The 12,854-nt window shown below is 37.7% G+C and carries 9 protein-coding genes and 1 riboswitch; of the genes, 5 read left to right on the forward strand and 4 right to left on the reverse strand.

Annotated elements, in window-relative coordinates:
- The first annotated feature begins 249 nt into the window (after positions 1–249).
- From cydA to ACX9TM_RS26375, 3 genes are all read left to right on the forward strand, one after another.
- Complete coding sequence (gene cydA / locus ACX9TM_RS26365) at positions 250–1,605, forward strand: cytochrome ubiquinol oxidase subunit I (RefSeq protein ID WP_000381978.1); 1,356 nt, start codon at positions 250–252, stop codon at positions 1,603–1,605.
- Positions 1,598–2,623: a cytochrome d ubiquinol oxidase subunit II gene (locus ACX9TM_RS26370; protein ID WP_000544187.1), complete on the forward strand. Its 1,026-nt coding sequence runs from the start codon at positions 1,598–1,600 to the stop codon at positions 2,621–2,623. Before cydA ends, ACX9TM_RS26370 begins: the two co-directional genes overlap by 8 nt.
- 371 nt (positions 2,624–2,994) lie before the next feature.
- Positions 2,995–4,353, forward strand: a complete 1,359-nt coding sequence (locus ACX9TM_RS26375) for an arsenic transporter (RefSeq protein ID WP_000021127.1) — start codon at positions 2,995–2,997, stop codon at positions 4,351–4,353.
- A gap of 101 nt (positions 4,354–4,454) precedes the next feature.
- Here the strand turns inward: ACX9TM_RS26375 and thiC are convergent, their stop codons facing one another.
- On the reverse strand, positions 4,455–6,215 hold the full coding sequence (gene thiC / locus ACX9TM_RS26380) for a phosphomethylpyrimidine synthase ThiC (protein WP_000814484.1): 1,761 nt from the start codon (positions 6,213–6,215) through the stop codon (positions 4,455–4,457).
- Between the two features lie 112 nt (positions 6,216–6,327).
- A riboswitch (TPP riboswitch) is annotated at positions 6,328–6,443 on the reverse strand.
- A gap of 71 nt (positions 6,444–6,514) precedes the next feature.
- Positions 6,515–8,176 (reverse strand): L-lactate permease, encoded by a 1,662-nt coding sequence (lldP, locus tag ACX9TM_RS26385; RefSeq protein ID WP_065382117.1) that lies wholly within the window; start codon positions 8,174–8,176, stop codon positions 6,515–6,517.
- Positions 8,177–8,472: 296 nt separating this feature from the next.
- Between lldP and ACX9TM_RS26390 the strand changes: the two genes are divergently transcribed.
- The gene (locus tag ACX9TM_RS26390; RefSeq protein ID WP_001014096.1) at positions 8,473–8,790 is read left to right on the forward strand and encodes a magnetosome magnetite crystal formation protein family; all 318 of its coding nucleotides are present in this window, start codon (positions 8,473–8,475) and stop codon (positions 8,788–8,790) included.
- A gap of 70 nt (positions 8,791–8,860) precedes the next feature.
- Here the strand turns inward: ACX9TM_RS26390 and ACX9TM_RS26395 are convergent, their stop codons facing one another.
- Positions 8,861–9,352 (reverse strand): metal-binding protein, encoded by a 492-nt coding sequence (locus ACX9TM_RS26395; RefSeq protein WP_001139056.1) that lies wholly within the window; start codon positions 9,350–9,352, stop codon positions 8,861–8,863.
- Positions 9,353–9,402: 50 nt separating this feature from the next.
- On the reverse strand, positions 9,403–9,768 hold the full coding sequence (locus tag ACX9TM_RS26400) for a YkvA family protein (RefSeq protein WP_000810369.1): 366 nt from the start codon (positions 9,766–9,768) through the stop codon (positions 9,403–9,405).
- 546 nt (positions 9,769–10,314) lie between these two features.
- On the opposite strand from ACX9TM_RS26400, the gene ACX9TM_RS26405 reads away from it, so the two are divergent.
- Positions 10,315–12,243, forward strand: coding sequence for an LTA synthase family protein (locus tag ACX9TM_RS26405; RefSeq protein WP_000665358.1), 1,929 nt, complete (start codon positions 10,315–10,317; stop codon positions 12,241–12,243).
- The last annotated feature ends 611 nt before the right edge of the window (positions 12,244–12,854 follow it).

Genomic DNA, 12,854 nt, shown 5'->3' on the forward strand with positions numbered 1-12,854 from the left:
CCCTCTCCATTTCACATAAACTTCTTGATTCCGAAAAACAGAACTTATGTTCGCATAAAAGATTATAAAAGATTCCTGAGCAAAAAACAAACAAAACATGACCAACTATTTATTTCTTTCTATTCAAAATATTACAACATTATATTATCATATTCACTTTTTAAATACATATATATTTTTGGTAGTTTTTTTGAATAAATCTTCCAATTCAATCAGAAAATAATGGCAAAAAAGAAGAGGAGTTTACATATGGATACGGTAACATTAGCAAGAGCATTTTTTGGTTCTTCATTAGCATTCCACATTATCTTTGCAACACTTGGGGTCGGTCTTTCATTGATGATTTTTATAAGCGAAATACTCTATCACTGGAAGAAAGACTCCGACTATGCCATTATGGCGAAAAGATGGACAAAGGCGTTTGCTATTCTTCTCGGTGTAGCAATTCCAACTGGAACAATTGTTGGTGTGCAAATCTCACTTCTTTGGCCTGGTTTCGCCAAAATTGTTGGGCAAGTTATTTCTGTTCCCTTCCAAATTGAGATTTTTGCCTTCTTTTTGGAGGCTTTATTCATGTCGATTTACGTATATGCAGCTGATAAACTTCCTCCATTTATGAGATTAATCTCGCTATTTTTCGTCATGCTTGGTGCCACGGCATCCGCCGTGCTCATTACATCAGCAAATACATGGATGAATACACCAGCAGGCTTTTCAATGAATCCAGATGGATCTGTTTTTAACGTTGATCCTTGGAAAGCTTTCTTTAATCCGAGTTTTGGCACAAGTGCATTCCATGTCGTTATTACGGCTTATGCAACTGGTGCGGCTGTCATTGCTTCTATCGCTGGATTTAAATTATTGAAGAAAAATTTAAGTACACGTGAAATTGCTTATCATAAAAAGGGGCTACTATTAGGGCTTGTCGTGACATTTATTACAGGCGCTACGATGTGGCTTTCAGGGCACGAATCGGCAATCGCCCTACATAAACACTCACCTGAAAAACTTGCATCTGCTGAAGCTTTATTTGAAACGACATCACACGCACCGCTATCCATTGGCGGGGTTGTGGATCCTAATACACTTGAACTAAACTATGCACTTGAAATCCCAAACATGCTTAGCTTATTAGTGGGACTAGACCCTAGCACTGTCGTAAAAGGTCTAAAGGAATTTCCCCAAGAAACATGGCCACCATTTTATACACATACACTATTCAACTTAATGGTCGGCACCGCTGCGTTTACCTTTGCAGTTGCAGCAATTGCGCTCTTATATTGGTACTTCGTTTACCGAAAAAAGGGAACAGAACTACCGAAGTGGCTACTTTGGGGGGCTGCCGCATGCGGACCAATTATGATGCTCGGTATTGAATTCGGATGGATTTTCAGTTGTAGCGGTCGTCAACCATGGACAATTTATGGTATGCAACGTACCGTCGATGCATCTACACGCGCCGATTTCGTCGGTCCTTTATTTGTTTTGTTCATCATTTTATATATTGGACTCGCTATTTTAACAGTCATTGTTCTACGGACATTCTTTAGAAGACATCCATTAAAGAATGATTTACAACACCAAGGAGGCGATTCTCATGCATGAGGAAAGTATTGCAATCATCATCTTATGGGCCCTTATTTTCGTATACAGTATATTAGGGTCCATCGATTTTGGAGCTGGTTTTTGGGGCATGGTATACGCCAAACATCCAACTCTCGCTGCCAAACTTGCGAATCGGTACTTATCACCCACTTGGGAAGTAACAAATACGTTTCTTGTTTTCGTCGTTGTCGCATTTCTCGGCTTCTTTCCGAAAGCGGCCTTTACTCTTGCGACAGTAATGTTCGTACCAGTTATGTTAATTTTAGTGCTCGTTGCAGTACGTAGTACATTTATGGTATTTGCTTACTCCTTACCAAAATATCAGTACCTTCTTCGGGTTATTTCAGGTATTACTGGTCTCTTAATTCCAGCACTATTAATTACCGTTTTACCCGTTACAGAGGGAGCCTATATTACAATGTCTGAAGGAAAAGAAGTACTCCTGTATGGAAAACTTCTTTCTAGCCCGGTTATCTACTGTTATATGCTCTTCGGACTAACGTCTGAACTGTTTCTCTCCTCTCTCTTTCTCGCTGATTTTGCGAGAGAACAAAGTTCAGAAGATACGTATAGAATTTATAGAAGAAATGCCATCATCCTTGGTCCTGCAACACTCGTTACAGCGATCATCGCTCTCGTTGTAATGGATCCAGAAACACATTGGCTTATGCAAGGATTAATAAAGCAATTCCCGTGGTTTACAGTTTCTATTGTTTTATTCGTTATCGGATACTCGTCCCTTTGGTGGACAAACAAAAAATACAATACACTAGGATACCCTCGCATTGCCGTTTTAGCTGTCGTCGCTCAATATGCATTTGCAAGCTACGCTTACGGCGTCGCCCATTTACCGTATATTATTTATCCTGACGTAACTGTATTTACAAGCTTTACAACGACAGAAACGTTCTATGCACTGCTCATTCTATACGCAATTGGGATTGCAATTTTATTACCAGGATTTATTTTCTTCTGGAATTTATTCTTGAAGGATCGTACTTTTTTGAAGGAAAAATAATATAGTCTTGGAGTCTGTCCCAAAAGGCATTTTGGAATAGACTCCTTTTGTCATGTTTTGTCGATAAGTCGATATATTTTAAAAATCGCCAATATATTTCAATAATCGCTGATATATTTTAAGTTGCGCCAATATATCTCCATAATTGCCCATATAAATTTCATTTACTATTTTACTGCCCCAATAATTTATAGACTCCTCTCATAATAGTTATTTCACTATTCGTGACACTTGTCCTTTAGCATGAAAAACACATATTCGGTTCATCTCGTTATACGTCTAGTTCTTCTTATTTTTTGCTGAATATACTACCAATATAAACTTGAGACAAGCTACATCTGTTCAAGGGAAAATAGAAAGGTAGGCAAAATATGAGCATTGAAATATGGATTACTATTATTGTATTCTTCTTAACGATGATTGTTATCTTTTGGCGGCCTCGCGGTCTAAATGAGGCGTGGCCAGCAGCAATTGGTGCTGGCATTATCCTAATCACTGGACTTGTGTCAAAACCAGACGTCATAGATATTGTTAGTAAAATAGGAGGGGCCTCCATAACAATATTAGCAACTATTGTTATGGCAGTTATATTAGAAAGCTTCGGCTTCTTCCATTGGTCCGCAGCGAAACTGGCAAATCTAGCGAAAGGTTCTGGACGCCGTCTATACTGGTATATTCAATTATTATGTTTTCTTATGACTCTTTTATTTAATAACGACGGTAGTATTTTAATTACAACTCCCATTTTAATTCTTCTTCTAAAAAATCTTCAATTAAAACCACATCAACAAATTCCTTATTTATTAAGCGGAGCTTTAATCGCTACCGCATCTAGTGCACCAATTGGTGTAAGTAATATCGTAAACTTAATTGCATTAAATATCGTTAATATGACTCTTTATATGCATACTGCTATGATGTTTGTACCTGCAACATTAGGCTTATTATTTATGTCATGGCTCATGTATACAGTTTTGAAGAAAAAACTTCCGAAAAAATTACCTGTTTCTTCATATGATATTGAAGAAATTTTCTTCACGAAAAACTTCCATCCACTAAAAGGAAATAATTCTGTTGATACGAAACAAAAACGGACAAGATTCATGTTAAAAGTATTAGGTTTCGTCTTCCTGATGCGCTGTCTTCTATTCGTTGCATCCTTCTTATCCATCCCAATTGAAATCGTTGCAGTACTTGGTTCACTCGTTCTTCTCATTTGGAGATGGTACTACTTACGAACAAATCCTGTCGACATTTTGAAAAAGACACCGTGGCACATTTTAATTTTCGCCTTCTCTATGTACGTCATTATTTACGGACTCCACAACGCAGGATTAACAGCTGCACTTGTACAATGGCTCGAGCCAATTGTGAATCAGCATCTACTCTATGCTAGCTTTGCAATGGGCGGACTTGTATCCATCCTCTCTAACGTCTTCAATAACCATCCTGCCCTTATGATTGGTACAATCACATTAACAGAAATGGGACTAGATCCAGTCACATTAAAAACAATCTATCTTGCAAACATCATTGGTAGTGACATCGGTTCACTATTACTACCAATTGGTACACTAGCTTCACTCATTTGGATGTATATTCTGAAACAAAACAAAATTAAAGTAAAATGGAAAGACTATTTAAGTGTATCCCTTATCGTTATCCCGCTCACAACAGTCGTCACACTATTCCTCTTATTCTACTGGGTACATCTCTTCTTTGCCTTATAAACAACAGAAGCCCCATTTGCTACCGTCTTAGCAAATGGGGCTTCTTCTATAATAAAGTTAGGTACTACAGTGTGATCAATCAAGTAAAGAGGTGTAACATATTATTGATATAAATGACTACCAGCTTCTTTAAATTCTTCTGCTTTCTCTTTCATTCCTTTTTCAATTGCTTCTGTCGTTTCTAAATCATTTTCTTTTGCATACTCACGAATATCATGCGAAATTCTCATACTACAAAACTTCGGTCCACACATTGAACAGAAGTGAGCTGTCTTTGCCCCTTCTGCAGGCAACGTTTCATCATGATATTCCATCGCACGTTCAGGATCTAAAGATAAATTAAATTGATCGCGCCAACGGAATTCGAAGCGTGCTTTTGAAAGTGCATCATCACGCTGATGAGCCGTTTTATGTCCTTTCGCAAGATCAGCCGCATGCGCTGCAATTTTATACGTAATAACACCCGTGCGTACATCATCTTTGTTTGGCAAACCTAAATGTTCTTTCGGCGTTACATAACAAAGCATCGCTGTTCCAAACCAGCCAATCATCGCAGCTCCAATTGCAGATGTAATATGGTCATAACCTGGTGCAATATCTGTCGTTAGCGGCCCAAGTGTGTAAAACGGCGCGCCCTGACAAATATCAAGCTCTTTCTCCATATTCTCTTTAATTAAGTGCATCGGTACGTGTCCAGGTCCTTCAATCATAACTTGCACATCATGTTTCCAAGCAATTTTGGTTAATTCACCAAGTGTTTCAAGCTCAGAAAACTGTGCTTCGTCATTTGCATCTGCAATAGACCCTGGACGTAATCCATCTCCAAGAGAGAACGAAACATCGTACTGCTTCATAATTTCACAAATCTCTTCAAAGTGAGTATATAGGAAGTTTTCTTTATGATGGAATAGACACCACTGCGCCATAATCGAACCACCGCGCGAAACGATACCTGTCGTACGCTTTGCCGTGATTGGAATGTAACGAAGCAATACACCAGCGTGAATTGTAAAGTAATCAACGCCTTGCTCCGCCTGCTCAATTAACGTATCACGATATACTTCCCACGTTAAATCTTCTGCAATTCCGTTTACCTTTTCAAGCGCTTGATAGATCGGTACAGTTCCAACTGGTACAGGTGCGTTACGAATAATCCACTCACGCGTCGTATGAATATTTTTACCTGTAGATAAATCCATAATCGTATCTGCACCCCAGCGCGTTGCCCATGTCATCTTCTCTACTTCTTCTGCAATCGAAGAAGATACAGCTGAGTTTCCGATATTCGCATTTACCTTCACATGAAAATTACGCCCGATGATCATCGGTTCAGCTTCTGGATGATTAATATTCGCTGGTAAAATAGCGCGGCCTTCTGCGATTTCCTTACGAACAAACTCCGGCTCTACCCCTTCACGAATCGCAACATACTCCATCTCAGACGTAATAATGCCATTACGTGCATAGTGCATTTGCGTAACGTTTGCACCTTGCTTTGCTCTAAGTGGCTTGCGATCCATCTGCGGGAAAACAGGTGTATGTTTCGAAGCCACTTTCACACCGTCATCCTCTGGTTTCACTTCACGCCCTTCGTATGCTTCTACATCACCACGCCCCATAATCCAAGAATGGCGCGGCGTTGGAATCCCCTTTTCTAACTCCACTTTATACTCAGGATCCGTATAAGGGCCGCTCGTATCATACACACGAATTGGCGGATTTGGAACGCCATTTGTTTCGCTTTGTTCAATCTCACGCATCGGTACTTTCATGCCTTCTCGTGGCCCATCCACATATACTTTCTTACTCCCTGGTAAACTCGATTTCAATTCAATTTGCTCAGCTGAAACAGATTGTTTCATAATTTTTGTTGCCCCCCTGTTCGTGACAAGGACGAGATATGGCCAGCGCATGCCAAAATAAAAAGAGCCAGGTCCATAAAAAAATAAGGACCTGGCTCATAAAGACATCATTATGTAAAGCCGTTAACTTCCCTACGCTGGTACGAGCCAGATCAGGTCCAAAGGGTTAAGAAGTTCACGCGCTTCTCTCTCAGCCTACGCATACGTTAGGCACCCCTAGTTTATCACTGATTTAATTTTCAATACTTTCCCATCATACACCATAATCTGAAAAATTCAAAGCTTATTTCTTTTGCTCTTTACGGAATCATCCACGTTAAATAATACGCCTGCACATACGTCATAATACCAACAATAATTACGAAGAATAAGCTATGCTTCACTGTAAAACGGAACAAATCCGATTCTTTTCCAGCAAGACCAACCGCTGCACAAGCGATCGCAATCGACTGCGGGGAAATCATTTTACCTGTTACACCGCCTGTTGTATTTGCTGCAACGAGAAGCACTTCAGATACGCCGACTTGCTGCGCTGTAATGGCTTGTAAATTTGAGAACAGTGCATTCGCAGACGTATCAGACCCTGTTAGGAATACGCCAATCCAGCCTAAGAATGGTGAGAAGAACGGGAATAGGCCGCCAGTTCCGGCTAATGCTAACGCTAACGTAGAAGATAGACCAGAATAGTTTGCGATAAATGCAAACCCTAGTACGAATCCGATAGATAGAATTGGCATTTTTAATTCGCTTAACGTTTCTTTAAATGTCACTACTGCATCTTTTACATTCATTTTCAAAATAAACATGGAAATGATACAAGCAATTAAAATCGCCGTTCCGGTTGCTGATAATACATCAAACTTCAAAATTGCCTCGTAAGGCGTTGATTTATTTACAATCGGCTCTGCTTTCATTACTAGATTATGCAGACCTGGAATTTCAAACTTAAATACAAGACTTGCTAAAGCCCCTCCTGGAGCGAATAATGCCTTAAAGAAACTTTGGCTCCAAATGACTACCATAACCGTTAATACGATAAATGGAGACCATGCCTTCACTACTTTTCCAAACGTTAATTTCGGCATCGATGCTACTGTCGTTGTTGCTGCTACTTCACTATTTGCTTGCCCGGATTGATAAATTTCTTTCGGCTGCCAAACTTTTAAGAACAGCGCTAAACTAATTAAACTTACAAGTGCCGATGTAATATCCGGAAGTTCTGGTCCTAAAAATGTCGCTGTAATGAACTGCGTAATCGCAAATGAACTACCCGCTACAAATAACGCAGGCCACGTTTGTCGTACCCCCTTAAATCCATCCATTAAAAATACGATAAAGAATGGCACAAATAATGATAGGAACGGTAATTGATGCCCAGCCATTTGTCCAATTTTATGTGGATCAATACCTGTTACTTGTCCAGCAACTGTAATCGGAATTCCCATCGCTCCGAACGCCACTGGTGCAGTATTTGCAATCAAACAAAGACCTGCTGCGTATAAAGGATTTAACCCAAGCCCCGCAAGAAGTGCTGCTGTAATCGCTACTGGTGCCCCAAATCCTGCCGCTCCTTCTAAAAATGCTCCAAATGAAAATCCAATTAAAATAACAAGTAGACGATGATCGTTCGTAATCGATAATACCGATGCACGAATCACATCGAATTGACCTGTTTTCACAGAAATTTTATATAAAAATACCGACATAATGATAATCCAAGCAATTGGCCATAATCCGTATAAGAAACCATATCCGGTCGCTGCCATTGCCATCGTGAACGGCATTTTATAAGCGAATAACGCTACTAAAACTGTAAGTACAACTGTAATAAATCCTGCCACATACCCTTTCATGCGGAAAACTGCTAAAGCTAAGAAAAAAAAGATAATCGGAATAAGTGCTACCGCTGCCGAAATCCAAATGTTTCCGAATGGATCATAAACTTGTGTCCATGTGTTCATTGTTCTCTCCCCCTAAAGAATCCCCTTTTAAATAGAATAACCTCATCAATAGACTATCAGGTCATCATACCTTTAAGTCTAAAATAAAAAAACGTTTAAGAAAACGTTTTCAACAACTTTCATTTATACTGTACCATAACAATTTCCATTAAAAAAGATTTTTTTGAAAATTTTATCATTTGACGAAAAAATCTTACAAAATCGTCATGTTCCTGTAATGTTCATCGATAGAAAGCTTGCAAAATTTATTGCATAATAATAGTATAACAACGGACATTATTTATGAGGTGATATATATGAATGGAAACAAAATATTAGCTGCTTTATCGTACTTTAGTGTACTATTTGCCCCTATCTTATTCCCAATTATCGTTTGGATTGTGGGGGACGCTGAAACAAAGCCACATGCAAAACGTGCTCTATGGACACACATCATTCCAAGTATTGCTACATTTATCGGTGTAGCCATTTTAGGAATTATGGGCATGGGATCTGACCAAGCAGATGTAACACTTGGAATTGGATCAATGATTGTCTTAGCTATTTGCGGAATCATCAGCTTATACTACTTCATCTGGAACATTGTAAAAGGAATTAAAGTACTGAAAGCTTAATTTTAAACAAACGTTTGTTTAAAAAAGGACCCTTGCAAATTGCAAGGGTCCTTTTCCTAATTCGTTCACTTTATCTTCTGCGTTTCTTCTTTTTTCTCATCATTTTCTTTCGGCGCGTATTCACTTTATCCGCTATAATGTGAAGCGTACTTGCCACAACAATTCCCATTAAGAACGTTACAATTTCAACCTCATGTTTCTTCGCAATTTCTATTAAATTACCATCCAGTGCGATTACATTTAATAGAAATAAAAATGGAGAAAAGACGATTAACATGTACGCAATACGAATCACATCACCAAGTATAATCGTATGCGTAAAGAAAGATCGATGCGGCATTACTTTTTTATAAGGATACCAAAATATACGTAAGAAACCCCATTTGTTATAAGCATTACTGTACGTATCTAAATCTGGTGTTAAAAATGAAGTACCTACTAAAAAACCAATTGCAAAAGTTAATAAAAAATCAAAATTTGTTAATCCATACGAAAAGAGAAAAAACAAAACAACCGGAAGGGATATTAAGTTTATTTTCGTATGCGTTCTTCCTGATGGCATAATGCACTTCCTCGCTTACGTTCGTCCTGTCACCTTATGACAGGTTTCACCTATTGACCTAATTTCTGATCGATAAATGTTGTGTCTATATCCGAACCAAACCATTCTGCCAACTTCACTCGTGCCTTATCTTTCACATCTTCATTGACGTATAACGACACCTGTATTAGTGCGGCCGTTAACGCCCCTAAATCATCCGTATAGCCAATTCCAGCAATGAAATCTGGAATCGCATCAATCGGTGCAATAAAATAAGCAAGTGCTCCAATTACAATAATTTTCACTCGTTTTGGAACATCTGGTCTTTGCAAAACGTAAAACAGTAATAAACTTGCATAAATGACCGACTGCCCTGCTTGCTTTGCAACATGTTTTACTTTCTTCCAAAACGCTTCAACTGAAAATTTTTGTTTCATGTAAAAAGCCTCCCTATTTTTAAAAAGAAATAAGCTACAATATGTTATCAGTAAAAGTTCATGGAAATTACACAAAACCTATCAATGAACTTTTATTGTAACAAACAAACTAAAAAAGAACAAGTGTTCGTTAATTTTTACACGATTTCCTTCATATAATAGATTTCTAGATAACCCTTACCCATCTTCGTTTCTTATTTCTCAACAAAGAAAATTTTCACTTCTACTTAACATTCTGCTCTACCTTTGTTATATTTTCTAGTTGACGGACATATAAACGAATGTTAAAGTTTTCTCTGGTAGTGACAAATCTTATACAAAAAATGTAAAATGTTATAGTGTTTCTCAGAAATGAATTTTGTTGTATAATACAGAAATGACGTTATGCTTATGAGCAACAAAAGAAACCAAAAGGGTATGCATAGTTATAGTCGTATATGGGTGAATATAGAACCTTTAATTATGGCCAAGAAAACTATGTATTTTTTATTTTAGCATTTTTCGCTCCAAAATCGACCAAGCCTGATAGAGAAAGGGTGGAAATGAATGAAAGAAACCTTGAAATCACAATTTCAAAATGTGCGTTTCACTGTATTCGTAGCTTTAGCCTTATGGCTGAAAACTTACCTTATTACACGCACAAGCTTTGACTTAAAACTTGAATCTTTCATGCAAGAATTCATTTTATTCCTTAGCCCATTAGCAGCATCATTACTGCTTGTTGGTCTTGCATTATTTGCAAAAGGGAAAAAACGTAACTATATAGCACTTGGAATTAATTTTGTCTTAACAATCGTTCTTGTTGGTAACGTAATGTTCTACGGATTCTACAATGACTTCGTTACATTACCGGTGCTAGGACAAACATCTAACTTCGGAAGTTTAGGTTCTAGTGTGAAAGAATTATTTAACTACAAAATTATCCTTGCATTTGCAGACATTATCGTTTTCTTCGTTCTATTAAAGAAAATGAAGAACTTTGCACCTACAGAGCGTGTAGCACGCCCGATGCGTTCTCTATACTTCGTATCAACAGTTGCTATTTTCTTCGCAAACTTAGGACTTGCAGAAGCTGAACGCCCAGAACTATTAACACGTTCATTCGACCGCGTTATGCTTGTTAAAAACTTAGGATTATATGTACACCAAGTATACGATCTTGGCTTACAAGCAAAATCAAGTTCACAAAAAGCGTTCGCTGACGGTAGTAAATTACAAGAAACAGAAAACTACGTAAAAACAACACAAAGTAAACCAGATCCAAATATGTTCGGTACTGCAAAAGGGAAAAACGTAATTGTTGTCTCTCTTGAGTCATTACAAACATTCTTAATTGGTGCAACAGTTAACGGACAAGAAGTTACACCATTCTTAAACCAATTTACGAAAGAAAGTTATTACTTTGATAACTTCTTCCATCAAACTGGTCAAGGTAAAACATCTGATGCTGAATTCCTAGTAGATACTTCGTTATATCCACTAGACCGCGGTGCTGTATTCTTCACACACGGTAACAATGAATATACAGCAACTCCAGAAATTTTACGTCAGCAAGGGTATCACACGTCGGTATTCCACGCAAACAACGCAACATTCTGGAACCGTAACATTATGTATCCAGCACTTGGTTATGATCGTTACTACAACGAACTTGACTACAAGATTACGCCAGAAACAAAATTAAACTGGGGATTAAAAGATATCGAGTACTTCGATCAATCTATTGATATGTTAAAACAAGTGAAGCAACCATTCTATACTCGCTTCCTTACTTTAACGAATCACTACCCATTCACTTACGATGACAGTACAAAATTAATCGACGAATACAATTCTGGTGATGGAGTATTTGACCGTTACATGGTAACTGCTCGTTACTTAGACGAAGCAATGAAACACTTTATTGAGCGTCTAAAAGCAGAAGGTATTTACGACAACTCAGTAATCGTATTCTACGGTGACCACTACGGTATTTCTGAAAACCATAACCGTGCAATGGCACAGTTCTTAGGAAAAGAAGAAATCACTGCATTTGACCATATGAACTTACAAAAAACACCGATGTTTATTCACGTTCCAGGTCAAAAAGAAGGTAAAACAATTTCGAAACCAACTGGTGAAATTGACATTAAACCAACTATTCTAAACTTACTTGGTGTAGATTCTACAAATGACGTTCGATTCGGTCATGATGTATTCTCACCTGATAATAAAGGATTCGTTGTTCTTCGTGACGGTAGCTTCGTTACAGATAAATACATGTACACAAACAGTACATTCTATGACCGTGCTACTGGCGAAGTTGTACAATTACCGAAAGAAGAATCTCAACCACTAATTGATCGCGCCCAAAATGAATTGAACATGTCTGATAAAATCATTGAAGGTGACTTACTTCGCTTCTCTGAAAGTAATAAGATCAAAACTGGTGAAGTAAAAACAGTTATTAAAGAAGAAAAGAAGAGTGCTGAGTAATCTCAGCCTCTTTTTTTATTTTCTTCCATACAACTACTTATATTCATTAACTTTAAAATTACATAACCTTTACCAAATATTCACATAGTGTTAATGAAAAATCTCTATAATAAAATATGTAAACGAGGTTCTACATATTTCTTATCTCTCATCTTTCGTAAGATCCCTTAAAGAAGTGTGTAAATCTTTTGTTTCTACTTTCTTATAATTGTCTTTCAACATGTTTTGTTTCCATACACAAAACATTCAACGAGACAATGTCCCTATGAAAGATAGCTACCCTCCTTGTGCAGCATTCCATAAGAATGTTGCTTTTTTTTATTTAAAAGCAGGATTCTCATTCTTATTTTCGAATTTGTATATACAAAATGCTGTAAAGTGAAACTTTAATCAGCCCTCACCAATCGGGCAGCTACGGGCAGTTATTCGCCCAATTCACTTCTTTGCTCCACCCGAATTTTTAAGTAGGAGTTTTACTGCCCGTTAATGCGGGGTAAATCATCCTTACTTCTCTATGATTTACAAATACATATACGGTCATATGTAGAGAATTACTTACATAAAAATTACTATAGTGATTCTTATCTCGCATGAATGAAAGTTTCACGTTA

The organism is Bacillus sp. LH1, assembly GCF_057924895.1.